20 protein-coding genes and 1 tRNA gene are annotated in these 26,550 nt (G+C 44.8%); 11 read left to right on the forward strand and 10 right to left on the reverse strand.

Annotation, left to right across the window (positions count from 1 at the left end):
- Positions 1-201: 201 nt before the first annotated feature.
- Entirely contained in the window at positions 202-1,557 is a 1,356-nt protein-coding gene (locus AB5642_RS08535; protein ID WP_118579324.1) for a uracil-xanthine permease family protein, read from the forward strand.
- Positions 1,558-1,835: 278 nt separating this feature from the next.
- Here the strand turns inward: AB5642_RS08535 and AB5642_RS08540 are convergent, their stop codons facing one another.
- The 5 genes from AB5642_RS08540 to AB5642_RS08560 all read right to left on the reverse strand — a co-directional run bounded on the left by AB5642_RS08540 (position 1,836) and on the right by AB5642_RS08560 (position 9,380).
- Positions 1,836-2,726, reverse strand: a complete 891-nt coding sequence (locus AB5642_RS08540; protein ID WP_148463722.1) for a TPM domain-containing protein — start codon at positions 2,724-2,726, stop codon at positions 1,836-1,838.
- A 13-nt stretch (positions 2,727-2,739) separates the two neighbouring features.
- Complete coding sequence (locus tag AB5642_RS08545) at positions 2,740-3,828, reverse strand: hypothetical protein (protein WP_173718511.1); 1,089 nt, start codon at positions 3,826-3,828, stop codon at positions 2,740-2,742.
- A 26-nt stretch (positions 3,829-3,854) separates the two neighbouring features.
- Entirely contained in the window at positions 3,855-5,228 is a 1,374-nt protein-coding gene (locus tag AB5642_RS08550; RefSeq protein WP_173718510.1) for an SPFH domain-containing protein, read from the reverse strand.
- A 577-nt stretch (positions 5,229-5,805) separates the two neighbouring features.
- Positions 5,806-7,380, reverse strand: a complete 1,575-nt coding sequence (locus tag AB5642_RS08555) for a CapA family protein (RefSeq protein WP_173718509.1) — start codon at positions 7,378-7,380, stop codon at positions 5,806-5,808.
- A gap of 230 nt (positions 7,381-7,610) precedes the next feature.
- Positions 7,611-9,380: a DUF885 domain-containing protein gene (locus AB5642_RS08560; RefSeq protein WP_173718508.1), complete on the reverse strand. Its 1,770-nt coding sequence runs from the start codon at positions 9,378-9,380 to the stop codon at positions 7,611-7,613.
- 304 nt (positions 9,381-9,684) lie between these two features.
- On the opposite strand from AB5642_RS08560, the gene AB5642_RS08565 reads away from it, so the two are divergent.
- The gene (locus AB5642_RS08565; RefSeq protein ID WP_148463726.1) at positions 9,685-10,242 is read left to right on the forward strand and encodes a C40 family peptidase; all 558 of its coding nucleotides are present in this window, start codon (positions 9,685-9,687) and stop codon (positions 10,240-10,242) included.
- An 853-nt stretch (positions 10,243-11,095) separates the two neighbouring features.
- Here the strand turns inward: AB5642_RS08565 and AB5642_RS08570 are convergent.
- Complete coding sequence (locus tag AB5642_RS08570) at positions 11,096-12,256, reverse strand: transglutaminase domain-containing protein (RefSeq protein ID WP_148463727.1); 1,161 nt, start codon at positions 12,254-12,256, stop codon at positions 11,096-11,098.
- A 320-nt stretch (positions 12,257-12,576) separates the two neighbouring features.
- Here AB5642_RS08570 and AB5642_RS08575 point away from each other — a divergent pair, with 320 nt between their 5' ends.
- Positions 12,577-12,714 carry a hypothetical protein gene (locus AB5642_RS08575; protein WP_195698967.1) on the forward strand — a complete coding sequence of 46 codons (138 nt, stop codon included), beginning with the start codon at positions 12,577-12,579 and terminating at the stop codon, positions 12,712-12,714.
- 175 nt (positions 12,715-12,889) lie between these two features.
- Here AB5642_RS08575 and AB5642_RS08580 read toward each other — a convergent pair.
- From AB5642_RS08580 to trmB, 4 genes are all read right to left on the reverse strand, one after another.
- Positions 12,890-12,962, reverse strand: a tRNA-Lys gene (locus AB5642_RS08580).
- A 747-nt stretch (positions 12,963-13,709) separates the two neighbouring features.
- Positions 13,710-17,195, reverse strand: coding sequence for a DEAD/DEAH box helicase (locus AB5642_RS08585; protein ID WP_368371543.1), 3,486 nt, complete (start codon positions 17,193-17,195; stop codon positions 13,710-13,712).
- 16 nt (positions 17,196-17,211) lie between these two features.
- Entirely contained in the window at positions 17,212-17,373 is a 162-nt protein-coding gene (locus tag AB5642_RS08590) for a hypothetical protein (RefSeq protein WP_173716921.1), read from the reverse strand.
- 64 nt (positions 17,374-17,437) lie between these two features.
- Positions 17,438-18,091: a tRNA (guanosine(46)-N7)-methyltransferase TrmB gene (gene trmB, locus AB5642_RS08595; protein WP_173736218.1), complete on the reverse strand. Its 654-nt coding sequence runs from the start codon at positions 18,089-18,091 to the stop codon at positions 17,438-17,440.
- A gap of 496 nt (positions 18,092-18,587) precedes the next feature.
- Between trmB and AB5642_RS08600 the strand changes: the two genes are divergently transcribed.
- The 8 genes from AB5642_RS08600 to AB5642_RS08635 all read left to right on the forward strand — a co-directional run bounded on the left by AB5642_RS08600 (position 18,588) and on the right by AB5642_RS08635 (position 26,539).
- The gene (locus AB5642_RS08600; RefSeq protein ID WP_118579350.1) at positions 18,588-18,908 is read left to right on the forward strand and encodes a hypothetical protein; all 321 of its coding nucleotides are present in this window, start codon (positions 18,588-18,590) and stop codon (positions 18,906-18,908) included.
- The gene (locus AB5642_RS08605; protein WP_118579353.1) at positions 18,908-19,951 is read left to right on the forward strand and encodes a V-type ATPase subunit; all 1,044 of its coding nucleotides are present in this window, start codon (positions 18,908-18,910) and stop codon (positions 19,949-19,951) included. Before AB5642_RS08600 ends, AB5642_RS08605 begins: the two co-directional genes overlap by 1 nt.
- Positions 19,952-19,969: 18 nt before the next feature.
- A complete protein-coding gene (locus tag AB5642_RS08610; protein WP_195391842.1) occupies positions 19,970-21,940 on the forward strand; it encodes a V-type ATP synthase subunit I in 1,971 nt (656 codons plus the stop codon).
- 88 nt (positions 21,941-22,028) lie between these two features.
- Positions 22,029-22,460: an ATP synthase subunit C gene (locus AB5642_RS08615; RefSeq protein ID WP_118579356.1), complete on the forward strand. Its 432-nt coding sequence runs from the start codon at positions 22,029-22,031 to the stop codon at positions 22,458-22,460.
- Positions 22,461-22,462: 2 nt separating this feature from the next.
- On the forward strand, positions 22,463-22,771 hold the full coding sequence (locus AB5642_RS08620; RefSeq protein ID WP_117851005.1) for a V-type ATP synthase subunit F: 309 nt from the start codon (positions 22,463-22,465) through the stop codon (positions 22,769-22,771).
- A 17-nt stretch (positions 22,772-22,788) separates the two neighbouring features.
- A complete protein-coding gene (locus AB5642_RS08625) occupies positions 22,789-23,376 on the forward strand; it encodes a V-type ATP synthase subunit E (protein ID WP_195991211.1) in 588 nt (195 codons plus the stop codon).
- Positions 23,369-25,138, forward strand: coding sequence for a V-type ATP synthase subunit A (locus tag AB5642_RS08630; RefSeq protein WP_148462112.1), 1,770 nt, complete (start codon positions 23,369-23,371; stop codon positions 25,136-25,138). Before AB5642_RS08625 ends, AB5642_RS08630 begins: the two co-directional genes overlap by 8 nt.
- A gap of 18 nt (positions 25,139-25,156) precedes the next feature.
- Positions 25,157-26,539, forward strand: coding sequence for a V-type ATP synthase subunit B (locus tag AB5642_RS08635; protein ID WP_118579365.1), 1,383 nt, complete (start codon positions 25,157-25,159; stop codon positions 26,537-26,539).
- Positions 26,540-26,550: the final 11 nt, after the last annotated feature.

The raw sequence follows: 26,550 nt of genomic DNA on the forward strand, positions 1-26,550 counted from the left end.
GCGCCGCAATTCTCGGGTTTTCTGTGAACTTTGTTCACAAAAAACGCCTCGCGGAACGTTACCAGTGAACAGTAACGATTGCTGTTCACAGTATAGACCGTATTGGAAGAAATCATGCGAATGTATGATTTCTGTGCAGTGTGAAGTGCGTTACCAGTCAGGTTGTGAACAGGCTCTAAGGGAAAAGGAGGAACTATATTTATGAAATTCAGAGTTGAGGGCATTTATGATGCCAAAAAGCTGGGAATCCCACAGATGCTGATTCTGGGGCTCCAGCATATGTTCGCCATGTTTGGCGCTACCATTCTGGTGCCGATCCTGGTAAACAACTATTTTCACGGCGAGGGCTTATCCATTCAGGTAACCCTGTTCTGTGCCGGATTTGGAACACTTCTGTTCCATGTACTGACTAAGCTGAAGGTACCTGCATTCCTAGGATCATCATTTGCATTTCTTGGCGGATTTGCCACCGTTGCAGAGCTTGACACCGGAATTTTTGCCAACATGTCTTATGGAGAGAAGCTTCCATATGCATGCGGTGGTGTGTTTGTAGCAGGACTTCTGTATCTGGTACTTGCAATGATCGTTAAGGTAATTGGCGTAAAGCGCGTCATGCGTTATCTGCCTCCGGTTGTAACTGGTCCGATTATTATCTGTATTGGTCTTAGCCTTGCACCGTCTGCAATCAGCAACGCATCCCAGAACTGGATCCTTGCTTTGATCGCACTTGGAACTGTTATTTTCTTCAACATCTGGGGCGTTGGAATGTTCCGTATTATTCCGATTCTGATGGGTATTGTTGTTTCTTATGTGGTTGCCCTGATCATGAATGCCTTGGGTATGACAAACGCAGATGGAAGTGCTATCCTCAGCTTTGCAGGAGTAGCAAGTGCGCCGATCGTAGGTGTTCCGAAATTCTTCCTCTGCAAATTTAACATTACTGCAATCCTTGCAATGGCACCGATCGCAATTGCTTCCATGATGGAGCACATTGGCGATATTTCTGCTATTTCCGCAACGGTTGACCGCAATTTCATCGAAGACCCGGGGCTTCACCGTACACTTCTGGGTGACGGACTTGCAACCTCTCTGTCAGCACTGATCGGTGGACCTGCAAATACAACTTACGGAGAGAACACCAGTGTTCTTGCTCTGAGCCGTGTTTACGACCCGAAGGTAATCCGTCTGGCTGCTATTTATGCAGTTATCCTCAGCTTTATCCCGAAGATGGCTGAGGTGATTAGTTCCCTTCCGTCTGCGATCATCGGTGGTATCAGTTTTATTCTTTATGGAATGATCTCTGCTGTTGGTGTCCGTAATGTAGTTGAGAACAAAGTAGACCTGACACGTTCTCGTAACCTGGTTATTACAGCGGTTATCCTGGTTTGTGGTCTTGGCATTTCCGATGGACTTACATTTACCATCGCAGGCGCACATATTACTCTTACAGGACTTGCACTTGCTGCAATTGTAGGAATCCTGCTGAACGCCGTTCTTCCGGGAAATGACTATGTGTTTGAGACTGCAAAGAAGAAAGAGGAGATGGAAGACGACTGATCCGGCTGGCTTTCCTATATGGTGATGCTGCCGGAAGGTGAAATGTCTGTTTAGCTGATATATAAAAAGAACTCGATTCAAAGTAAATAAATGCGGGAGTCTTTTTCAAAGAGGCTCTAAGTACATTTATTTGCCATGTATGAATCGAGTTCTTTTTTATGTTGTAATAGGAAATGCTGTTGGAATTTCCTATTACCAGGCAGAATCGCACTGCGGCGGAAGGGGAGGTGTCGTTCGAGGCGACCTGCCGCAGTGCAATTCTGCAAGAAGGAATCTTTTTAGAAGCTTCCGCCTGTACCTCCGTGATCGCTGTCTGAGCCGCCGGAGGAACTGTCACTATCCTTCGGTTTCGCTGTTTTGGTAACTGTGTGATACAGGAAAATATCGTTTGATCTTGTCAGTGCCATACTTCCCTGGCGCACATAATCCACTGCGCTGTCCTGTGTCCGTACGCTTTTCAGCTGGGCTCTCATGCCCATGGTGCACAGAAACGCAAGCACAAGACCGATTCCCAGGGAAATGAGAATCCATATGGGAGAAAAGGGCTCTGTATAAGGCTCCCCGTTAGCAGCCATTTCCAACAGATCCTGACACAGATCTGCGTAGGTATCGAAAGCGCCGTAGAAGTTTTCATCCTTTAACAGAGGCTCTACATTTTCCTTCAGATAAGCAAGTCCGTCATCGTTAAACGCAGTCATACCATATCCGTGGGTGGTAATGTGCCATTCACGGTCGCCAATGCTGACCATGAACAGGATTCCGTCGTGGTTTTCGCCGGTTCCGTAACCATTCTCATCGAAGAAATGATCTGTAAAGTAGTTCATCTCATTGCCGTCTTTCGACTCTACTGTGGCAACTGCCACTTCCAGATTGTATTCCCCGGTGATGGCTTCCAGCTTATCCAGAAGCTGGGATTCTTCTTCATCTGTGAGAAGATCCGCCTCGTCCAGGACAAGGGAAAATTCGGAGGCTGCAAAGTCCTGATAAGAGTCATCTTCCTCACTGCCGGATCCGCCAAAGCTGTTGGAAGCTTCGGCCTGTACCGTAACAGCTCCCGTACCTGGCAAAGCAGTAGTAAAAAGCGCATCCGTGCCTGGAATAACTGCACTGAAAAGGCTTCCTGCTCCCAGCACTGCCGCCAGAATAATTCCAAATGATTGTTTTTTCATGGCATGTTCCTCCTTAACAAAATGTGTGAATCAGCCATGCAATGGCGTAAGCAGCAACGGAAAAACCTGCAGTAAGTCCAAGGAACCATTTAGTGAAAATACCTTTATCTACAGGCAGATTTCCTACAAATTTACCAGTCTGTCCGTTCATGCCGAACAGATAGTGGTTGCCCTTCCAGGTGGTGGAAAGAAGCCATACCGGGAAAAGGGCATAGTGGGTTTTACCGCCTTTTAACTGAATACGGGTATCTTCAGGGGTAACGCTGTCATAACCGATGACCGTATCGCGAAAAGCATCCTCAGCGGCTTTTCTTACACGCTGGTTGGCGCGCTCAGCAGATTCTTCTGCGGATACATCATATTTGTCCGCAACGTATCCTGCCAGGTAAGGAGTGGCAAAGTCCACAGCCTCGGAAATTACGTAAGGCTCCAGAGACTCTGTTAAATCATTGTCAATTTTGGAAGAACCGTCTACCGGAATCTGGTCGAACCCGATGTTTCCAGCACGGAAAACAGAGTAATGGCTGGTTTCCGTATAATCATAGTCGCTGTCACTCCAGAAACGGGTCTTGGTGGCATGATAGCGGATATCTGCAGAAGCGTCGGTGTCAAAAAGCCAGAAAGGCACATAAACACCTTTGATCTCGTCAATGTGATTTTCCTTTTTAAATACTTTGGGTAAAAGGATCTTGCCGTGAAGATGTTTGACCAGACCTTCTTTGGCTGCCTTTTTGTCCAGCTTAAACGGAATGATAAAATCCGGACGCAGGGTACCGGAAAATTTGCCGGACATTACTACCGGATTGCCGCAGAATGGGCAGGAAGAAGCACCTGTGCTTTCATCGGCAACGATTTCTCCGCCGCAGGACTGGCATATGTAAACGGACATTCCGCTGGCTTCATCTTCCTTCCAGGAGTTGTCTGAAGCACTTTCCCAGTTCAATTCATCAGATTGCTGGTTAGCTGCTGCTTCGTTAAATTCTTTGACGGTTTCCATATCAAATTCAGTGTCGCAGTAAGGACATTTCATCTTCTGGAGCGTACTGTTGAATTCGATTGCTCCGCCGCAGCAGGGGCATTTATATTCAAGTAAATCGGACATAGTTCATCTCCTTTTATGCTGCTTTTTTACTGGGTATCGTTTTCATTAAATGGATCGCCACAGTTCGGACAGAATTTTGGTGGATTGGTTGGATCTTCCGGTTCCCAGCCGCACTTGTCACAGCGGTACCGAGGCTTCATAGCCGGTTTAGGAGAACCGCAGTTGGTGCAGAATTTGCCTGTATTTACAGCGCCGCAGGAACAGGTCCAGCTTGCATTTGCTGCAGGTGTCTGAGGCTTTTTCGCGCCGCATTCCGGGCAGAAATTACCGGAAACCATAGCACCGCAGGAGCATTTCCACTGGTCAGTTGCCGGAGCAGAACCGCCTGCCTGAGCCTGGGATACGGCCGGATTTGGCTGTGGCTGTGCCATCTGCTGTGCCTGAGCTGCCTGCTGCTGTCCCATAGCGTAAAGATTCTGTGCGTTAAAACCGCCAGTCATGCCTGCCATATTCATGCCCATGAAACCGGTCATGGCACCGCCAGCGTTGCCTGCTGCTGTCTTCATGGCGTCTGCCTGTGCTCCTGCAAGAGTAGCGGCTGCCATGGCAGGATTGCGGAGGATAGCCATACGCTGCGCTTCTTTGATCATCTGGGCATCTTCCTCAGGAAGAGTGATCGGATTCATGGCAACAGATACGATCACGAGACCACGAAGCTGACTCCATTTCTGGGTGAGAGCCTGATTCATGGCATCACAGAGCTCCAGTGCATGAGCCGGAAGTGCGCTTGGACGGATTCCCTGCTGGGAAATGCTGGCAAATGCCGGCTGAAGAGCTGAGATAAATTCTGTCTTCAGCTGTCCCTCAATCTGCTCTCTGTCGTACTGCTGTTCAAAGTTTCCGCAGACGTTGGAATAGAAGAGAAGCGGGTCTGCAATGCGGTAGGAATAAACACCGCTGCAGCGGACAGAAACATCAATGTCCAGACCGATGTTCTGGTCTACAACACGGAATGGAATCGGGTTCGGAGTTCCGAATTTATTGTCTACCAGTTCTTTGGTGTTGAAATAGTAAACACGCTGGTCTTTGCCAGTGTCACCGCCGAATGTGAAACGCTTGCCAATGGTGTGGAAAGTGTTCATGATGGCGTCGCCCAGATTTCCGGAGAAAATACTTGGCTCGGTAGAAGCATCGTAGGTGTATTCGCCTGGTTCCGCGCAGATATCAACGATCTTGCCTTGCTCTACGATCATCATACATTGTCCGTCTGCGACTGCGATTCCGGATCCGGTGGTGATAATGTTGTCGCTTCCCTTGGTATTGGAGGAACGTTTGGATGTGCGTTTCTGACCTTTTACTGCCAGAACGTCATTGTCGATGGCATCACAGTAGAAAAATTCTTTCCACTGATCTGCAAGTGTACCGCCTGCGGCGCCAAGTGCTGCTTTAATAAGTCCCATATTGTAACTCCTTTCTTTTTGACCGGTCAATGACTGGAAAAATTATGTAAACGAATGCCACCTGATGCCAATAGCAGGAGTGCATTGGCGCAGAAACCATGGATTTCATATCTGGTGGTGCCTGTGTGAGCAGACATAGTGGTTTCGTTAATTTGTACAGTTATTGTCCGAAAATGATTTTATTAATTATTCTACATAACGATTCAGCAGACATTATTCCGCGAGGTGTTTTTGTGAACGAAGTTCACAGAAAAAACGAGAAATGCGGCGCGAAATCGTATAAAACATGATTTCTGTGTATCCAGAAGGATATCACTGTGAATGTGCGGAATCGTTACTACTCTACTATAAATTTTATCTGATTTTGTCTGAAAAAACAACCTATATGTGATAAATGACTGGTTTTCGTGACAATAAGACATAGATACTATCTGATTTGCAGTAAATAGGAATTGTATACCAGCCATTTGATGACAAAAAAATGTTTGGAATGCCGGAATAACAAAAATCTGCAGCCTATATATTATAGTACTGCAGATTTTGTCATTAGTAATATTGAACCTGGTATGGGGCACATTTAACCTTCTGAATTGTCATCAGATGCGTCTGAGCTGTCTGATCCGGAATTGCCTGATCCAGAGCCGTCAGAACTGGAACTGCTTTGGGTGGCAAGTGTCTGATAGTACCAGGAGGAGGTGATGGAATCATTATCCTCCACGTAATTTCCGTTGGAATCCAGCATATTTCCGTCGGAATCAAATGTGACATCCAGAAGATCCGTCTTAGTAGATGGTGTGACGTTCATGGACATGATTTCATCATATTTTGTCTGAAGGTTTTCTAGGGAAAACTCATCTCCGATGGACTGGCGGACGCTGTGTGCAGCTGCAAGAGCGTCCGTATAATCGTCCAGCTTATATGGTGCATATTCCGGGGTATCGTAGCTGTAATGCATAACCAGCGGTGTCAGTGTGGCATCCTGGATCTGGATGCTGGTCTGATCGCCGTCTACGGTCTTCTGAATGGTAAAGGCTGCCATTCCGCCAAGAAGCTGCTTCAGTGTTTCCTGACCAGTAACAAAGTTGCCAAGGGAGTAGTAGATCAGCATGTTGTGACCAGAGTCATCTGTAAGGTAGCCATATGGCTGGAGCACATTCGGATTGGTTCCGATCACAACGTCAACATCTTGCTCCATAAGGAAGTTGGCCCATTCTTTTTCGTATTCGGTAGGCATTGGTTCTTCGGTCTTGCCCCAGTTTGCAGAGAAAATCACACAGTCTGCGGAAGCTTTGGCCTGTTTGATGGCGGCTGCAACATCGGCAGTGCTGAACGTGTCAATCATAGAGCCTTTTCCGGAAGTGGATGTATCTGTACTTCCAGAACTGTCTGCATCTCCTGTTGAACTGTCGGAAGTATCCGAGCTGGCAGAGTCGTTTGCAGAACCATCGGAATTATCGGTGCTGTCGCCGGAGCTTACAGTCTGGCTTCCATATGACGGGAAGGTATAGTTAAGGAACGCAATCTTGATTCCGTTAATTTCTACAATCTTCGGAGCGTCTATACCGGACTGGTTTTTATGAATACCAACCAGAGTGACATCCGGATGGCTGGTTTCCCAGTAATTTAAAGTTTCGTTGATCATGGAAGAACCATTGTCATCGATCAGTGCTGTGGCAGATGTGACCACATTAAATCCGGCATTTACAAGTGCGTCGCCAACCTCTGTAGGAGTGGCGTAAGGCGCGGTACCGCTGACTGCGCTGTGGTCTGTGGTGAAAGGTGTTTCCTGATTGACCATAGCAATGTCGGCAGCCTGTATATCAGATTTCAGATTGGCATAAACACTGTTATAATTCCAGGCGTCGGTTTCTGACTGGCCGGATGCAAGAAGACTTGGCTGAACCAGGTTATCCCCAACTGCAAGGACTGTGGCTGTAGTGACTTCCTGGGTGGTGGCAGCTGCCTCTTCTTCCTTCTGTTTTTGTAAGTCAGCTGCCTTTTTCGCCTGGGCGGCTGGCTGGCGGATCATGGTGTAGTCCATCTGGTTAAACACCAGGCAGAGAACCACCAGAACCGCGATGGATACCAGAAAGCTGGTTCTGGAATTCAGGCGTTCTTTATAATTTAATGGGAGATTATCTCGTTTTTTCATGATTTTGCCCTTCTCTAATGTAGGAAAATATGACCAGCAGGATCAGAAAATCAGATTGCTCCTGCATATTTTCAATGTGAGTTCATTATAGCAAATTATTGTGCTCAAAGAAAGAAGTTATTACATAAATATTTAAAAAAATGTTACAGCATTTCGGGAATTTTCGGGTAATATTGCGCGTGGATCTGGCAGGCAGAAGCCGGGCGAAAATACTGCAGCTTCAGAGGCAATCACAATTTCTCGTTCATGTATTTTCGCAAAACCGGAAACTGCACAGGGCCGATTTCCAGTATCTTCTGATGAAAACTTTTCAGATCAAAGTTTTCGCCAAGGAGGGATTGCTGTTCTTCTTTCAGATCCAGAAAATTCAGATATCCCACATAGTATTTCAGATAATTAGCAGGTGTTTCGGTGATATATCGGTAAATCTCGGCCGTGACAGCAGCATCACGGATTCCGAAAAGTTTCAGGAAGCGGGCGGCTTGCGCAGGAGTCCAGCCGTGGTAATGGATTCCCACATCCAACAGGGAGTAAATGCACAGATTCACGCTGCGGTTCAGCCAGGAAAGTCGCGTGCAAGCAGAAGCTTCCTGTGAGGATAAGGTGCCGGCAGACAGATAATCTGCTGCATAATCATACGCGTAACTTTCCACATAAGTGGCCCAGCCTTCCACGTATCCGCTGTAATCGATGAGATACCGGATATGGGATGGACTTTGTCGTCCGAAATAAACGGTCTGGTAAAGATGACCGGGGAAGCCTTCGTGCGCCAGCGTGGTAAAAAGCTCCAGATTGGAAATTTGCCGTCCATGATTGATGTAAATAACATTTGGCGCTCCTGTGTCCATTGGCGGTGTCAGGTAAAACGCCGGGCTGAGAAATTCTTCCATGGATTTATGTACAGACCGGATTTCGAAATCTACAGAAGCAGTGGAGGGGAAATCCTGCTGAATATTTTTTTCCAGAAGCTCCATGACCCGTGTGGGCTCCATATCTGGCAAATCCATTTTCTCATTTAGCAATGTGAGAAGTTGTGGATGCTGTTTCAAAAGTTCTGAAATTTCCTGAGAATCGGTGGAAAGCTGCTGGGTGAGGCGCTTTTCCAGTTTTTCCACAGGTATGTAGATTCCCACCTGGCTTTTTAGAAGATATTGGTAATATTCCTTTCCACCGGAAAAATTGACCAGTCCTCCGGTATTTTTGCCTGTTCCCCGAAGCTGCTCCAGACCTTCTATCAGCATTTGATATGCGGGGAGAACCTTTTCTTTCAGAATCTGTTTATGGGTCAGGTTCAGCTGTTTCTGGTCCTTTTCGGAAAGCTTTCCATAGGCTTTTAGTTTCTGTGAAAAAATTTCCAGCATATAATTGGAATCCGGGTTTTGAATAAAAGCACGGCATTGGTCCTGAATGCGTTCCAGAGTTTCGTCGCACATAAAAAATCCGGCATCAGATTTTGTCTGTTCAAAGGCGAGAATGCTCTGGAAATATTCTTTTGTGCTGCAGAGCAGATTCAGGTAGTCGGTGATGTCCTGATTGGTGTAGAAGGAGTATTCGGCCAGCAGTACAGGCAGCTGCGCCTGGATCCCGAGGCTTGGGCTAAGCGGCTCTTCCAAAAGATAATTGTCGCCCAGAGAGGCTTCGGTGTGGTAGTAAAGGAGGAGCAGATCAAGGGTCAGGCGATTGGAAGTACTGAGCTTTGACTGGGAAAATTTTTTCAGCTTTTTTACATATTCCTGGCACTGGGCAGAGGCTTTTTCATTGTTGGGATGTATTGTGCCAAGGGTAGCGCGGGGGCGTGAGATGCCCTGTTTTTCCGGATAAGCCAGGGAATAATGAAGATTCAGGGCGTTTCCGGAAACCTCTTTTTCAAATATGGACTCCGCGAAGTTTTCGAAGCGGGCATTTTCGGAGAAGACATGACTGAAAAGCCAGGAAAATGTGAAGCAGATAATAAGAAAAAAAGCCAGAATAGCGGCGGTGAATTTTGGTCTGTTTGACATAGGATGCCCTCTGCTCTGGGGGATTTCTACTATATTATTGAGAATTTCAGTGTAGTATGCGAAATATTTGGTTCCATGGCTTTAAGATTATGTGTATTTTGTGTACAAGACTGACGGGAATGACGAAATTAGTTGGGGATGTCATGGGGAAGTTGTTGGATTTCACGGAAAAGGCGATTTTTTTATTTGTGGGAGCAAAATTGACGGTAACAGATTGTTGTGATATTATGCGTAATTGTTACATATGCTTAATATAAATGTAACATTTTGAAGGGTGATTTTATATAAATTGAGAGGTGTATGAATGTTAAAAAATAAAATGAAAAAACTGATCTGCGGAATGACAATGTGTATAACGGTCTGTTCTCAGATGATTTTTCCACAGACTGCGTTTGCAGCGACTAAGGCTGCTGTGGAAAAGGCGGGCGAGGCATTTGTAGCTGGGATGACAGAGACTGCAGAGGCAGAGGAGGTACTTTCTGAGGAAGAGCTTCGTCAGCAAATCGTGGATTTTGCGCTGCAGTTTGAGGGAAATCCTTATGTTTACGGTGGGACAAGTCTGACAAACGGAGCAGACTGTTCCGGGTTTGTAATGTCTGTGTTTGCACAGTTTGGCTATTCACTGCCCAGAGTAGCAGCAGATCAGTATAATCAATCAGCGAAAAAAAGCGTGGAAGATCTGGAGCCAGGAGATCTGATTTTCTATGGAAGCGGAATCAGCCATGTGGCACTGTACATTGGAACTGGACAGATTATCCATGCAAGTACATCTGCGTCTGGAATCAAGATTTCCAACTATGATTATGAGGCGCCTGTGGGAGTAGGAACTTACATTGAAGCGGACGGCTTCTTTAGTGAATAAGAGTGAGGGAGCGGAGCATTTGATAAAACAGATATGAAATCCGGTTATCCTGTTCTGACATTTACAGCCGGGGAAGGTTTCCCCGGCCTTTTTGTACAGTGACGGGAGTCTGCAACGTTGTTATTCGCTGATAACATTCCGCGAGGTGCTTTTTTGAACAAGGTTCGCAGAAAACCCGAGAATTGCGGCGCGAAATCATGCAAAGCATGATTTTTGTGCATTGCGAAGCTTGTTACTGTGAAGGTTGCGAACGGTAACCATGCCACGATACAAAGGGGAATGGTGAGAGGATAAAATTGATTTGTGTGTATTTTGTAAGGTATTGTAAATACGATATTTTGCAAGGAAAAATGTCGAAAAGTGTTGAAATTAGCAGATTGCACAAAGACTTAAAAAAAATGTGGATAGGTGAATTAATAGGTAGAAAGTTTTCCACTTTCAAAAATATGAAAAAATGTTGAAAAATCAAGTTATGCACAAAGTTATCCACATTATCCACATGGAAAAGCATGTGGATGAGTTGATTTACATAATGGGAATCGAAACAAATGTTTTGGTTATTGTTATGAAAATGTAAAATTCGACAGAAATCGGCAAAAAGGTATTGACTTTTACAAAATCAAAATATTATAGAATATTCGCGGAAAATATTACAATTAGAGGTAAAAAACATAAAATGTCTGACAAAATAAATTGTTCATTACAGGGCATATTTTGCCTGAAGCTCCGAAAAACTATAGAGAAGTTACAATGAGATTCTGGTAAAATATGGAATTATATTAAGAAGCCCTTTGCGGAGAAAATTTCCTCTGCAAAGGGCTTTCTTTATAATGTTTTTGATATTATTTTGGCGTTACTGGAAGATATGATTTTTCTTTGCCTGTTTTAAGGTTTTTTTATACCAGTAGTAATCGCCCTGACCTTTACTGTAGTTCTGGATTTCTACGTCTACATCGTAGTAATATTTTTTACCATCTACGATGGCATAGTTCCAACTGTGGCCGGCTCTGGTGCCATCCAGATTCTTATAGTAGCCGTTGCAGACACCGGCATCTACGCCTACGTGGTTGCAGAGGATGACAAAGATTGCGGCCTGGTCGCTGCAGACTCCGCCGCGTTTCTGCATATAAGGAGCCATAAAGGATGACCAGGAGGAGCCACCGAAAATAAGTTTGCCGTTTTGGTAGTTCTGGAGAGTCTTTTTCTTGTAGTTTTTAATCCGCTTCTGGGCTTTGGTGCTGGTGAGATCGTAGTAATTTTTGGCTTTTACAAATTCATCGGCGTGTTTATGCTTGAAGTTTACAGTCATCCAGTGGTAGATACGTCGAACTTTTTCATCCTGGCTCATAGTGAGCTTTATTTTGGCTGACTGGATCATTTTTTCTGCCATGTAGTCTACAGTATCGACTCCGGTGTATTCTGGAATTGTGGTGGAAGCTGCGAGACCTTTGCTTCCGGATGGGGCTTTGGAAGATACTTTAAAACTTTTGGTTTTGGTGACAGATTTTATGCAGATCTGGTCTTTTTCTACATAATAGAAAAGCTCAACTTTGTAAGTGCCATTTGATGCGTAGGCTGTGGGCTTTTTCCCAGCTTCATTTCCTTTTGAGGGTTTTCCGTTCCAGTCAAGGCGAATGGTTTTATGTTCAAAAGAAGTGACCGGATCGCCCCAGAAATTTGTTCCGCCAATGTTTTTGTATGTTTTTTCATAAACATATTTACCAGATTTGTTTAGAATCCTAAGACGTACATTGATGGCCGTGCCCTCAAGGTCCTGTTCGGTGTTAAATGATACTCCAGCACGAATGGAAAGATAGTTTCTTTTGCTTGGATGAAATCCTTTGGAGCTGATGCCTGTGAGCAGGCTGTCTACTGACATCTGGATTTCATCTGGATTGATCGTATCCGTTTCTTCCTCTGCTTTTACATTCTGTACACTGAACAGGAATATTATTGACAGCAACAGGAACGTGCTTAAGCAGATGTTTAAAAATTTTTTCCCTTTTTCAAGCATTTCTTCTCCTCCTTTGTTTTCTGATCTTCCTTAATTTTTTGTATAACCTGAAGTTTGTTCATTTTTGCAGAAGCAGCTTCGACCTCTTGGACGATACAGAAAAATTCTAATATGAGTATATTGGTTTTATTTAAGAGATTCAAGCTTAAAGTAATATTTTTCAAACACGCTCTAGGTTTCTGAAAAATTGGGATAGAAAAATAAAATGTATTCATGCAAAATAGGGCATAAGGAGGAAGGGATTTTTTACTTTACAAAAGATAAATATCGGAGTTTTCCGAGTTAAAGAAATTGATGAAGACGATAGCATATTTCAGCAATTGATGGAGGAATATAGACTTATCGGGGAAAGACTGGAGAAAGAACTTCTGGATGTGGGAAAAGAGAAACACTATCGAGATCTGATTGAATTGATTGACAGAATTGCAGATTATATTTTCAAGGAATCCCCCGGGTGAAGAAAGGAATTGGTGAGATTATGGGTGGACAGGTATTGGAACTGGAGTCGGAACGATTGGAGAGATTGATTAGAGAAGGATGTGAAGCGGCAAGAGTTGATTTTACTGGCTTTAAGGGCACAAAAAAACACCGTCCCCGCGGCAATCGCTTTGTCCGCAAAAACAGTGCTTTCAGTGCGCCTTCAGGGGTTCGAACCCTGGACACCCTGATTAAGAGTCAGGTGCTCTACCAACTGAGCTAAAGGCGCATTTCCTATTTCGTTGATTTGTTATTTCCTCAACGCAAGATGTATTATATATCAAGTGTAGGACAAAAGTCAATAGGAATTTTATAATTTTTTTAAATTTTTTCGAAAACTTTTACGATTGCTATTTAGTGTGTTGGTCATTATTCCGGACGCGATTTCACAATGTATATTCACCGCCGCGCGTCGCAACGTTCCGGCAAGCTAATGACTAACTGCGACTAAGACGCTCAGGAGAGCCTTCGCGCCTAAGTCTCCGTAAGTCATGGATCTCGCCTCCACTAAAACCGCTCCTGAAATGCGCGGCTTGCGAATATACATTGCAAAATCGCTGGTTATTGGAAAGAGAAGAAAGAAACAATAACGACAACAATGGGGGTGGGGTGAAGTAGTTGGTATCCCGCAACTTTATTGTTTTTTGCCAATCTATCGTTGTCAAGAAAGTGTAGGGAAACCAATCACTCACCCACCCCTCTTCATTAAAAGTTCTTATCAACCAGCAAGTCCCAGCCAGTACACAGCATTTGGGCAATGTGTATTACTCCAGCGAGCCATTTCAGGCGCGCTCTTAGCGTAAGCGAAATCCAGCGCTTACGGAGACTTATGCGTGAGGGCTCTCCCGAACGCATTAGTCGCAGTTAGCGATTAGTTCGCTGTAGCGTTGCGCCGGCGAGTGAGTAATACACATTGTCCAAATGCGTCCGCATTGAAGAACTTTTAATCAACTAAATAGCAATAGTACCTTATTTCCTACAACAATTCCAGAATATCCTCCCTGCTCATACCACTCAGCTGTCCCATATCACCGCTGATGATCTGCTCTGCCAGATCCTGCTTTGCTTCCTGGAGCTTCTGGATCTTTTCTTCGATGGTATTGCGGGCGATAAGCTTGTACACCGTGACCTTCTTTGTCTGACCGATGCGGTGGGCACGGTCAGTGGCCTGGTTCTGGACAGCCTGATTCCACCAGGGGTCATAGTGGATAACCACATCTGCACCTGTCAGATTCAGTCCAACGCCGCCTGCTTTCAGGGAAATGAGAAATACAGGAGTGGTATCAGAATTGAACTGTTTCACAAGCTCCTGTCGTTTCTGCTTGGAGGTTTCCCCAGTGATGATGTAATAAGGAATCCCCTCTTTTTCCAGTGCTGCCTGAAGAAGAGACAGCATGGAAGTAAACTGGGAAAATAAAAGCATACGGTGCCCACCATCAATAGCACTCTGGATCAGCTGCATACAGCTCTCAGCCTTGGCAGATTCGCCGCGGTAATTTTCAAAGCAAAGAGAAGGAGAGCAGCAGATCTGTCGCAGCTTCGTCAATTCAGCCAGAATCCACAATTTGCTCTTATTAAATTCGCCCTCGTCCTGCTGGGCAATTTTTTCCTTCATATGTACAACCTGGGCATCATACAGCTTCTGCTGGGCATCCTCAAATTTCACGTAACGGACTTCTTCCAGTTTTTCAGGAAGATCCTTCAGCACATCCTCTTTCAGACGGCGAAGGATAAATGGGGACACCATTTTCTGCAGACGGGTCATGGCAGACTCATCGTCGTTCTTTACGATCGGAGTTTCAAATTCCTTTTTAAAGGTATCGTAACCGTAGAGAAATCCTGGCATTAAATAATCGAAAATACTCCAAAGCTCACTGAGGCGGTTCTCAATTGGTGTACCTGTAAGTGCGTAGCGGGTCTGGCTGTGGATCACCTTTACAGATTTGGCTGCTGCTGTTGTGTGATTCTTGATATACTGTGCCTCATCAATGATCTGGTATAAAAATTCTTTTTCCTCATACTGGTCAATATCTCTTTTTAAAAGGTCGTAAGAAGTGACCAGAACATCGAAATCTGAGTATGTCTGAAGCTTCGCCTGACGCTCGGACTGACTTCCTGCGATCAGGGAAACCTTCAGCTGTGGGGCAAATCGGGCAAGCTCTTCACCCCAGTTAAAAACAAGGGCAGCAGGAGCCACTACCAGAGATGTGCCGGTTTTGCCTTCAAGCTTCGCTGCGAGAAGAACTGCGATTACCTGTAAGGTTTTTCCAAGTCCCATATCATCGGCGAGAATTCCGCCAAATTTCCATGCTTCCAGGGTACGCAGCCATTTGTAACCGTTCTTCTGATATTTTCGCATGATCCTGGAAAGGCTTTCCGGTTCTTCAAAATCAGCATCGTTAATGGTTTTGAAGCCTTTTACGATTTCACGGAAATGACGGTCACGGTTGGCATATATGTTTTCGTTGCTTTCCAGCATCTGATCCAGATATAAGGTGCGGTATGCCGGAATGTGCATTTTTCCTTTGACAAATTCTTTCGGAGTGAGATGAAGGGTTTTCATCAGTTCTGCCAGCATTTCCAGGTTCTGCTCCTGGAGATTGACAAATTCGCCGCTTTTCAGCTTGTAATATTTTTTCTTCAGCTGATAGCTTTTCAGGATATCCAGAAGCTCCTGGCTGGAAATATCATCTGTGGAAATATTCAGATCCAGGAGTCCGCCGGACACGGACACCCCAACGGAAACCTTTACAGTCTTTAAGGTATGTCGGCTGCGGAACCGGTTGGTGCAGCGTACTTCGCCAAGCTCCATGAGGGCGGCAGTTCCGGATTCCATGATCTGATAGCTCAGTTCTTCGTCGTGATTGCAGTGAAGAACGTCAAAGTCGGGATCATAGTAAGGCAGCCATTCCATTGTTTGATCCAGAATGCTGTTTTCCAGAGGAAAATCTCGGAACTGCTGGTCAGGGGAGATGTTCTCATGAAGTAAAAGCTTTCCTACAGAGAATTCCTTTTTTCCATAAAAGGCGCTTACCTTGCAGATAACGTTATCATTTTCTATGTCCAGATAAAATACGAAGTGCGCTTCAGGGGTGAGGTACTGCCTGAATTTCTCCGGATTTTCCTCTGTAATATCCGCCACCTCCTGAAGTTGAGGCAGCACATTGTGATAAAAATTGGACAATGTATTGCGCCCCATCTGGAAGTGGAATTCTCCATTTCTGGAAAGCGCTGTCAATGGACGGACCTTTTCCATAAAGGCCGGTTCTGTTTTGCAGAAGCTGTCATCCTGGATAAAGTATGAAGAGTCCATACCTTGAAAAAGCTCTGGGATGTATCCCTTTACTGTGACACCGTCAAACTGCTTTTTATCCTTAGAGGCATCCAGAATCCGTATGGAAATCCGTGGATTCCCTGTTTTGCAGTGAAGCTGGGCTTTTTTACGGGCTGCATCCGGAGTTTTATCTTCAAAATCTATTTTCTCACTGCCGACATTGTCGTAAAAACTGTCCAGACGCCAGCCAAAAAGATCCAGAGAATTGCCAACATTAAACTTCTTTGGCAAATAGATGCCGGAATTCTGGATTTTGTCTACGAACTGCTCTTCCTCGCGTACGATCCGGTCAATATAGCGGATCCATTTGCGGCTCTCCTCTGTGAAATCCTGCGTTTTGTGGCTGATCTGGGTGCTGGTTCCATACTGAACGATCTCACCGTTGCGAACCTGGCGGCAGAAGTCATCCAGTTTTTTTACCACGAACATTTTGGAAGTGCCCACTTTAAAAGAAACGGAAAGTTTATTGTCATTCTGAGTCAGCCTTGGAATCAGGGAAACGCTTGGAGAAACCTGGGCCGGTGTTTCTTTCTGGCCATTTTTGAGCTGCCCTCTGCGATAGGAGTTCAGCAGATAGTCTCCGTTCATGTCTGTGGCATCTGAAAAATTATTGTGGCTTACATAATCCCGAACATAAAAAGCCAGAGCAGCGGTATACTGGCATCTGGAATTATCAGAGTACCAGCCCCAGTATTTCCTGCTGCATTCCGGGCATCCGCATCTTGCGTAAGTTACTTCTTCGTGAGAAAAAAGGAGTGTGACATCAAAATTATTTCTGCCGGTCTGGAAAGTTGCCTCTACCTGGCCAAGGCGCTGACCGTTCATCCTGTCGTAACCGCAGGAAATGTCAGTGACATTCATTTTCCCCTGGCGATAGATGGCTTCCCCGCTTTTTCGGTCTTTGGCAGTGAGCTTTAAGGATTCGAGAATTTTGTTGCCGTTAAAATAGCTGTAATTTTCCAGCTGTTGGATATTTCCTTCTAATGAGGAATCGTCGTCGGTGTCACTGTCATTCTGGGAACCGCCAAGGAGCTGGTACGTTTCGTTACGCTTTTGTTTTTCCAGCTCTTCCTGACGTTTGCGCTCTTCCATTTCTTTCTTTTTCACTTCTGTCGGAGAATTTTTCATTTGTTTGGCTTCCTTTTTATGATTTTTCTTTGTCGTTTTTGTCCTTGGGAAACATGCTGTCCAGCAGTTTGGACAGTTCGTTGGCATGCTTCTTTATGCTGGAGAAGGGATTGCTTCTGTTTTTATGTTCATAGCCAAATTGAGCAGCAAATTTTTGCAAAGATCTGGTTCGCTTCATATAAAAACTCCTGCCAGATATTTCTTCCTTATAATATGAAAAGAAATACAGCAACGTGAAACATTTAACGACGAATGATCATCTTGCAGATAGGATTTCCTATAGAAGAAAATTTTTCTTCATATTCGGTCATTACATTGCCAACCATCATTTCTTCGTTGTGATGAAGATCAAAGGTATGTGCTTCAAGCTTCCATCCGGCTTCCGGGACTTCTTCTAGGGAAAAGTCGAACAGGCCGCGGTTGTCAGTTTTGAACTCGATGGTTCCGTCTTCTTTCAGAATCTTGTCGTAGCGGGCAAGAAATTCCCGGGAGGTAAGGCGGCGGGAAGCGTGGCGGGCCTTTGGCCAGGGATCGGAAAAATTCAGATAGATTTTTGAAACCTCGCCTTTTTCAAAAGTTTCCGGAAGGAGGCGTGCATCCATACGCATGAATTTCAGATTGGAAAGCGCCTGCCCTTCCTCAGCCAGCGCCTCCTTTTTCTGAATGGCACGAAGAAGTACGCTGTCATACATTTCGATTCCGATATAGTTGATCTCTGGGTGGAGCTTCGCCATATCCATAAGAAAGCGGCCTTTTCCCATGCCAACCTCCAGATGGACAGGCTGATTCTGTGGGAAAACCTTGTTCCAGTTTCCCTTATTCTCCTGGGGATTCTGGATCACGTAAATACTTTCTTCAATTGCGTCTTTGGCGCCTGGTATATTTCTAAGTCGCATGGTTTCCTCCTGTAATTAAATTTATAACCGTCTGAAACTGATTTCGGCTCTTTGCAAAAGTTTACCGGGTGGTAAAAAATGCTTGTCAGAATCAGCTGAAATAGTATTCATTCTTAACAAAACTACTATACATGATTTCCTGCTTTTTCGCAATAATATTGATATCGTGATTCTTCAGACACGCTCTATGTCAGGGGGGAACGCAAAGAGCTTCTAGAAAAAATTGACCAATTTTGACTGAATATGAAACCTATCAGCAAGAAATGCAAATGGAAAAACGAGAAAATTCTGTATAAATATGATTTTCTTCCTATTTATAATTAATACGTGTACCTAGTATAAAATTTCGATATGACAGGAATTGATAAGATCGTTAATTTTTAGTCAAAACATCTGGAATTGTATTGAATTTTTGTGAAAATTTTAGGCAAAGTTTGACTGGTATTTTCATCAAAATGGGTGTAAGATACTTAAAACTTGAAAAAGGAGGGGAAAAATGGAACAGATAATCGGTAAGTTATCCGAGATAGAGACAACTGCAGAGACCATTATGAAGGATGCACTGCAGAAGAAGAAAGCTCTTTCAGCTGAGATGGAAAGGCAGTCCAAGGAATTCGACACCCAGCTGGAGAAACAGACAGAAGAGCAGATTAAGGAAATTCGCCGGAATCTTGAGGGTGAGAAGGATAAGCGCCTGTCATCCCTGCGGGAAGACACTCAGGCTGCCTTAAGTCAGCTGGACGCTTACTATGCGAAGAATCACGAACGCCTTTCCAGAGAAATTTTTGAAAAGATCATTCAGGAGGAAGTGATGTAATGGGAAGCGTTCTTTCCTACAGCGGAATTTCCACGAAAATACGCGCTATGAGCAGTCATCTGGTGACAGATGAACAGCTTCAGGAAATCGTCCGCTTTTCGGACGTTCCACAGGTAGCCGCTTATTTGAAGAAAACGCCGGAATATGCGAAAGCATGGTCAGACCTTGATGAGAATAATCTTCACCGAGGTGAGATCGAGAAGCTTCTGAAGAAATCCATTTTCGGAAATTTCTCCCGCATTTACAATTTTGCAAACAAGGAGCAGCGCAAGTTCCTGGCACTTTATTCCAAGCGCTACGAAATCCGTGTTCTGAAAGAGATCATGACAAATCTCTTTGATCACAGAAGCACCGATCCTGTGGATATGAGTCCTTACCGCGACTTTTTCCTGCACCATTCCAAGCTGGACATTGACAGAGTGGCAGGTGCCGGAAATATGGATGAGTTCATGACAGCCCTGAAGGGCAATGAATTCTATGCTCCGCTTCAGAGCGTATATGAGAACGGCAATGGACTTTTATTTGACTACGGAATGGCTCTTGATCTTTATTATTTTAATCAGATCTGGAGTGTCCGCAAAAAGTTATTCAAGGGAAACGATCTGGACGAGATCACCAAGGCTTATGGTGAGAAGTTTGATATGCTGAATCTGCAGTTTATCCTGAGATCCAAGCGTTATTACAAAATGGAGCCGGCAGCCATCTACGCACAGCTGATTCCCGTGAATTATAAACTAAAGAAAGAAGAAATCACAGCTCTGGTGGAAGCTACCAGCAAAGAAGAAGGTGAGCAGATCTTTTCCCGTACCTGGTACGGCAGGAAATATCAGCAGCTGAACCTGATCTCCATGGAGGAGCTTTATAATAGTCTGCTCCGTACCGTGCTTGAGAAAGAGGCTCGCAAGGATCCTTATTCAGTAGCTGTTTTGTATTCTTATCTTTACCACAAAGAGCATGAGGTAAACCGTCTGACCATCGCACTGGAGTGTGTTCGTTACCAGGTTGATCCGGACGAGGCAATGCATTATGTTCACAACAATTAGTAACCCGGAGGTAGCAATGTGATTGAGAAAATGAAATTTGTCAGCATTACCGGGCCAAGAGAGGATATCGACCGAGTTGTAAATAATTACCTCAGCCGGTATGAGATTCATCTGGAGAATGCTCTTACTGAGCTCACAGATGTGAAGAATCTTTCCCCTTATCTTGAAATCAATCCTTATAAAGAAGCTTTAAGCACAGTCGGAAGCTTCTATGAAGAGGTTGAGAACCCGGAGCAGGCTTCTGCGAAGAAGCTGCCAATCGAAAAAGCTCTCTCTTTCGTACAGCAGATCAAAGATGAAGCGGATGTCCTTAACAAGACCCGTCAGGAACTGGAAGAGAAACGTGATTCTCTGGCAGAATCACTTCGTATCATCTATCCTTTCCGAAATGTAGACTTTGATGTGCAGTCAATCCTGAAAATGCGTTATATCCATTATCGCTTTGGACGGATCGAGAAAGATTATTTCGATAAATTTAAAACATACATTTATGATAATCTGGATACGATTTTCATTAAATGTGATGAAGATGACCGTTATATCTGGGGAATTTATTTTGTTCCCGTTCATGAAGCACAGCGGATCCATGCCGTATATTCTGCTATGCACTTTGAAAAAATCTTTGTACCGGATCAGTATGATGGAACTGCCAAAGCTGCATACACAGCACTTGAAGCGCAGTACAAGAAAACAATTGCAGATCTTGATGCAAACAAAGCGGCAAGAAAAGCTTTCTTCAGAAAAAATGCATCCGACATTGTTTCCTGCAAACATACACTTTCCCAGTTTTCACGGAACTTTGATATCCGTAAACTGGCAGCATGCACACATGGGGACAATAAGGGAGAGGCAGCAGTCGATTATAAGCCGAAGGAACCATTTTATATCCTTTGTGGCTGGATGACAGAGAAGGATGCTAAGGCTTTCCAGAATGATATTTCCGGAGATTCACGTATTTTCTGTCTGATTGATGAGAATGAGCAGGAGGATGCCCATAAGACACCGCCTACCAAGCTGAAGAACCCCAAGCTTTTCAAGCCATTCGAAATGTACACCAAAATGTATGGCCTTCCGGCTTATGGAGAGATGGATCCAACCTGGTTTATCGCCATTACTTATTCCTTTATTTTCGGCGCAATGTTCGGAGATGCAGGACAGGGTCTGGTTTTATTGATCGGCGGATATCTTCTTTACAGATTCAAGCATATTGATCTTGCCGGAATCATCAGCTGTGCAGGTATCTTTTCCACATTCTTTGGCTTCATGTTCGGCAGTGTCTTCGGATTTGAGGATATTATAGAGCCTGTATGGTTAAGGCCTATGGATGCCATGATGAATGTGCCTTTTATCGGAAAACTGAATACCGTATTTATTATCGCTATTGGCTTTGGTATGGGAATCATTCTTCTGTGTATGATTTTTAATATTATGAATTCCCTGAAAGCAAAGGATACAGAGAAAGTATGGTTTGATACCAACTCTGTTGCAGGCCTTGTATTCTATGGATCCGCAGTGATTGTAATTGCATTGTTCATGACAGGCCATAAGCTTCCTGGCGGTATTGTTCTTTGCATTATGTTTATTCTTCCGCTGCTTGTAATGTTCTTAAAAGAGCCTCTTACAAACCTTGTGGAAAAGAAGCCGGCAGCCTTTGAAGGCGGTGTGGGAATGTTTATTGTTCAGGGATTTTTCGAGATGTTCGAAGTCCTTTTGAGCTATTTCTCCAACACACTTTCTTTCGTGCGTATCGGAGCTTATGCAGTCAGCCATGCAGCTATGATGCAGGTTGTACTGATGCTGGCCGGTGCCGAGAACGGAAGCCCGAACTGGGTAGTGATTGTTCTCGGAAATATTTTCGTATGCGGTCTTGAGGGTCTGATCGTTGGTATCCAGGTACTGAGACTTGAGTATTACGAGATGTTCAGCCGTTTCTACAAAGGAAGCGGAAGAAAATTCGAGCCGTTCCGTTCTGACGCGGAGGCAAAGTAAACTGCCGCTGGTAGTGAAATATTTATCAAATGTCTCTGTGAAATGCAGTGACATTACAAATGTTAAAAACACGAGGAGGTCAATTATCATGACAGTTATGACACAGATTATCTTAGCAGTAGCGCTTGTATTAAGCATTATCGTTCCATTTGGTTATTATTTCATCGGCGAGAAGAGCCGTGGACGCTATAAAACAACAATTGCAACAAACGCATTTTTCTTCTTTGGTACCATGTTAGTAGCAGCAATGGTTATGTTTGCAGGAAGCTCTTCTGTACAGGCTGCAACAGGCGCTGATGCAGGTATTGCAACAGGTCTTGGATATATTGCAGCAGCTCTTGTTACCGGTCTTTCCTGTATTGGTGGTGGTATTGCCGTAGCCAGTGCGGCAAGTGCAGCTCTTGGTGCAATCAGCGAGGATCAGAGCATTCTTGGTAAATCCCTTATCTTCGTAGGTCTTGCCGAAGGTGTTGCTCTTTACGGTCTGATCATTTCCTTCATGATCATCGGTAAATTATAATTATGAAAATGTTTTTGATCAGTGACAACATCGATACCTGCACAGGGATGAGACTGGCAGGTGTGGAAGGCGTGGTAGTCCATGAGCGTGACGAACTGAAGGACGCTCTGGAAAAAGCAATCGCCAACAAAGAAATCGGGATCCTTCTCCTGACCGAAAAATTCGGCCGGGAGTTTCCCCAGATCGTGGACGATGTAAAGCTGAACCATAAAACGCCTTTGATCATCGAAATCCCTGACAGGCATGGTACAGGCCGCAAACCTGATTTTATTACCGGATATGTTAACGAAGCCATTGGCTTAAAGTTATAGGCAGGAGAAGACCAAGCATGACAATTGAAGAAAAACTGCAGCATTTCTATGACACTTCCGTTGCGGAAGCCCAGACAGAGGCTGAGAATACACTGGAAGCACATAAGAAGAGTCTGGAAGAAATGCTTGAAAAGCATAAAGAATCAAGAAAAATGGATGCCGAGGCACAGATCAAGGCAGAGACAGAAAATGCTACCCGAGAGGTAAACAAGGCACTTTCTGCTGAGCAGCTGACTTTAAGACGTGACTGGACAGCCAAACAGAATGAGCTTAGAAATGAGCTTTTTGTAGAGGTTAAGAATCATCTGGAGGACTTTATGGAGAGCCCTGAATATCAGGATTATCTTTGTACAAGAATCCAGAAGGCAAGAGAATTTGCGGGAAATGATGAAATCTTCATCTATCTTTCCCCGGAAGATACAGCATTACAGCGTTCTATCGTTGCAAAGACAGGATTTACAGTTGAGATTTCCAAGGAGCCGTTTATGGGCGGTATCAAAGCTACCATCCCGGCGAAAAATATCCTGATCGACAATTCTTTCATGAGCGCTTATGAGAAGCTGAAAAAAGAATTCAAATTTGACGGAGGGCTGAGCCATGAATAAAACAGGTATTATCTACGGCGTTAACGGTCCTGTTATTTATCTGAAAGGCGACCCGGGATTTAAGATTTCCGAGATGGTTTATGTTGGACCTGAGAAGCTGGTCGGTGAGGTTATTGGTCTGAAAAAGGGCATGACTACCGTACAGGTTTTCGAGGAGACAACAGGACTGAAGCCAGGCGATACAGTAATGGGAACAGGCGATGCTATTTCCGTTCTTCTGGGACCTGGAATCATTCATAACATTTTCGATGGTATCCAGCGTCCTCTGGAGGAGATTGCAAAATCCTCCGGAAAATATATTTCCCGTGGTGTCAGTGTTGATTCCCTTGATACTGCTAAGAAATGGGATGTTCATGTAACTGTTAAAGTTGGAGATATGGTAAGCGCAGGTACTATCATTGCAGAGACTCAGGAAACAGCTTCCATTCTTCATAAATCCATGGTTCCGCCAACAATTGGAGAGGCTGAGGTTATCAAGGCAGTTCCGGACGGAGCATATACCATCCTTGACCCGATTGTAACGGTTCGTCTTTCTGACGGCAGTGAGCGCGATATCGCACTTGCGCAGAAATGGCCGATCCGTGTGCCAAGACCTACCTACAAGCGTTTCCCTGCAAGCGTGCCGCTTGTAACCGGACAGCGTATCCTGGATACCCTTTTCCCAATTGCAAAGGGTGGTACAGCAGCGATTCCTGGCGGTTTCGGTACTGGAAAAACTATGACACAGCACCAGATCGCAAAGTGGTCTGACGCTGATATCATTATCTATATTGGATGTGGTGAGCGTGGAAACGAGATGACACAGGTTCTGGAGGATTTCAGTAAACTGATCGACCCGAAATCCGGAAACCTGATGATGGACCGTACCACTCTGATCGCCAATACATCAAACATGCCTGTTGCAGCCCGTGAGGCTTCTATTTATACAGGTGTTACACTGGCTGAGTATTATCGTGACATGGGTTATGACGTTGCCATCATGGCAGACTCCACTTCCCGTTGGGCTGAGGCTCTTCGAGAGTTATCCGGACGTCTGGAGGAAATGCCTGCCGAGGAAGGTTTCCCGGCTTATCTGGCTTCCAAGCTTTCCGCTTTCTATGAGCGAGCTGGTATGATGCAGAACTTAAATGGAACCGAAGGTTCCGTATCTATTATCGGTGCGGTTTCCCCACAGGGTGGTGACTTCTCTGAGCCTGTTACACAGAATACAAAGCGTTTCGTCCGCTGCTTCTGGGGACTGGATAAATCTCTGGCTTATGCCCGTCATTTCCCAGCTATCCACTGGCTCACAAGCTATAGTGAGTACCTGGAGGATTTAAGCCCATGGTACAGAGATAATGTTTCCGCTAAATTTGTAAGCGACCGTAATCAGCTGATGGCGATTCTGAACCAGGAGAGCTCTCTGATGGAAATCGTTAAGCTGATCGGTAGTGATGTTCTTCCGGATGATCAGAAGCTGACTCTGGAGATCGCAAGGGTTATCCGTCTTGGATTCCTTCAGCAGAATGCGTTTCATGCAGAGGATACCTGTGTACCGATGAGCAAGCAGTTCAATATGATGGAGATCATCCTTTATCTGTACGAGAAGTGTCGCTCCCTTGTAAATCAGGGAATGCCGGTTTCCGTACTGAAGGAGGATAATATTTTTGAGCGTGTCATTGCTATCAAATATGATGTTCCGAATAACAAACCTGAGATGTTTGACCAGTATAAGGCTGACATCGACAGATTCTACGATAACGTATTAGAGAGAAACGGCTGATAGGGAGGTAAGTTTTTTATGGCAATCGAATATTTAGGCCTTAGTGAAATAAACGGCCCTCTTGTAGTTCTGGAAGGCGTTAAAAACGCTTCCTATGAGGAAATCGTCTCCTTCCGTATGGATGACGGTACCGAAAAGCTTGGCCGTATCATTGAAATATACGAAGATAAAGCAGTAATTCAGGTTTTCGAGGGTACAGATAATATGTCCCTTGGAAACACTCATACACGTCTTAGTGGTCATCCTATGGAAATCGGGCTTTCCCCGGAAATCCTGGGACGTACCTTTAACGGTATTGGACAGCCTATCGATGGTCTTGGCGAGATCACACCAGAGGTCAGCCTGAACATCAACGGACTGCCGCTGAACCCGGTTACCCGTGAGTATCCGCGTAACTACATCAATACCGGTATTTCCGCAATTGATGGTCTGACCACCTTGATCCGTGGACAGAAGCTTCCGATTTTCTCTGGAAACGGTCTTCCTCATGATAAGCTGGCTGCACAGATCGTGCGTCAGGCTTCTCTGGGCGCTGATTCTGATGAGAATTTCGCCATTGTGTTTGCTGCAATGGGTGTTAAGTATGATGTTGCAGAGTTTTTCCGCAGAACCTTTGAGGAGAGCGGTGCTTCCGATCACGTTGTTATGTTCCTGAACCTGGCAAATGACCCTACTGTTGAGCGTCTTCTGACTCCGAAGATCGCCCTGACTGCAGCAGAGTATCTTGCTTTTGAAAAAGGTATGCATATTCTGGTTATTCTTACAGATATCACTTCTTTCTGTGAGGCAATGCGTGAGGTTTCTTCTTCCAAAGGTGAGATTCCTTCCCGTAAAGGTTATCCTGGATATCTTTACAGTGAGCTTGCTACTTTATATGAGCGTGCAGGTATTGTTTCCGGTGGTACAGGTTCTGTTACACAGATCCCGATTCTGACCATGCCTAATGATGATATTACCCATCCGATCCCTGACCTTACCGGTTACATTACTGAGGGTCAGATTGTTCTGGACAGACAGCTTCATGGACAGGGTATTTACCCGCCAATCAATGTTCTGCCGTCTCTTTCCCGTCTGATGAAGGATGGTATTGGTGAGGGCTTCACAAGAGCGGACCATCAGGACGTTGCCAACCAGCTGTTTTCCTGTTATGCAAAGGTTGGAGATGCGAGAGCCCTTGCTTCTGTTATTGGTGAGGATGAGCTTTCTCCTCTGGATAAGAAGTATCTGCAGTTTGGTAAGGCATTTGAGGCTGAGTTTGTCGGTCAGACAGATACAGAGAACAGAAGTATTATTGATACTCTGAATAAGGGCTGGGAGCTTCTTGGTATGCTTCCGAAGGATGAGCTTGACCGTATTGATACCAAGATTCTGGATCAGTATTATCACGAGACTACCAAATAAAGTGTGAGGTG

The sequence above is a fragment of the Ruminococcus sp. 1001136sp1_2201st1_G3_2201SCRN_220225 genome (genome assembly GCF_040924365.1).
Classification (GTDB): domain Bacteria; phylum Bacillota; class Clostridia; order Lachnospirales; family Lachnospiraceae; genus Blautia_A; species Blautia_A faecis.

What these genes read in the sequence shown, in the direction of transcription:
- AB5642_RS08535 (WP_118579324.1), top strand. Translation starts at nt 202, where the DNA reads ATGAAATTCAGAGTTGAGGGCATTTATGATGCCAAAAAGCTGGGAATC.
- AB5642_RS08540 (WP_148463722.1), bottom strand. Translation starts at nt 2,726, where the DNA reads ATGAAAAAACAATCATTTGGAATTATTCTGGCGGCAGTGCTGGGAGCA.
- AB5642_RS08545 (WP_173718511.1), bottom strand. Translation starts at nt 3,828, where the DNA reads ATGTCCGATTTACTTGAATATAAATGCCCCTGCTGCGGCGGAGCAATC.
- AB5642_RS08550 (WP_173718510.1), bottom strand. Translation starts at nt 5,228, where the DNA reads ATGGGACTTATTAAAGCAGCACTTGGCGCCGCAGGCGGTACACTTGCA.
- AB5642_RS08555 (WP_173718509.1), bottom strand. Translation starts at nt 7,380, where the DNA reads ATGAAAAAACGAGATAATCTCCCATTAAATTATAAAGAACGCCTGAAT.
- AB5642_RS08560 (WP_173718508.1), bottom strand. Translation starts at nt 9,380, where the DNA reads ATGTCAAACAGACCAAAATTCACCGCCGCTATTCTGGCTTTTTTTCTT.
- AB5642_RS08565 (WP_148463726.1), top strand. Translation starts at nt 9,685, where the DNA reads ATGTTAAAAAATAAAATGAAAAAACTGATCTGCGGAATGACAATGTGT.
- AB5642_RS08570 (WP_148463727.1), bottom strand. Translation starts at nt 12,256, where the DNA reads ATGCTTGAAAAAGGGAAAAAATTTTTAAACATCTGCTTAAGCACGTTC.
- AB5642_RS08585 (WP_368371543.1), bottom strand. Translation starts at nt 17,195, where the DNA reads ATGAAAAATTCTCCGACAGAAGTGAAAAAGAAAGAAATGGAAGAGCGC.
- AB5642_RS08590 (WP_173716921.1), bottom strand. Translation starts at nt 17,373, where the DNA reads ATGAAGCGAACCAGATCTTTGCAAAAATTTGCTGCTCAATTTGGCTAT.
- trmB (WP_173736218.1), bottom strand. Translation starts at nt 18,091, where the DNA reads ATGCGACTTAGAAATATACCAGGCGCCAAAGACGCAATTGAAGAAAGT.
- AB5642_RS08600 (WP_118579350.1), top strand. Translation starts at nt 18,588, where the DNA reads ATGGAACAGATAATCGGTAAGTTATCCGAGATAGAGACAACTGCAGAG.
- AB5642_RS08605 (WP_118579353.1), top strand. Translation starts at nt 18,908, where the DNA reads ATGGGAAGCGTTCTTTCCTACAGCGGAATTTCCACGAAAATACGCGCT.
- AB5642_RS08615 (WP_118579356.1), top strand. Translation starts at nt 22,029, where the DNA reads ATGACAGTTATGACACAGATTATCTTAGCAGTAGCGCTTGTATTAAGC.
- AB5642_RS08620 (WP_117851005.1), top strand. Translation starts at nt 22,463, where the DNA reads ATGAAAATGTTTTTGATCAGTGACAACATCGATACCTGCACAGGGATG.
- AB5642_RS08625 (WP_195991211.1), top strand. Translation starts at nt 22,789, where the DNA reads ATGACAATTGAAGAAAAACTGCAGCATTTCTATGACACTTCCGTTGCG.
- AB5642_RS08630 (WP_148462112.1), top strand. Translation starts at nt 23,369, where the DNA reads ATGAATAAAACAGGTATTATCTACGGCGTTAACGGTCCTGTTATTTAT.
- AB5642_RS08635 (WP_118579365.1), top strand. Translation starts at nt 25,157, where the DNA reads ATGGCAATCGAATATTTAGGCCTTAGTGAAATAAACGGCCCTCTTGTA.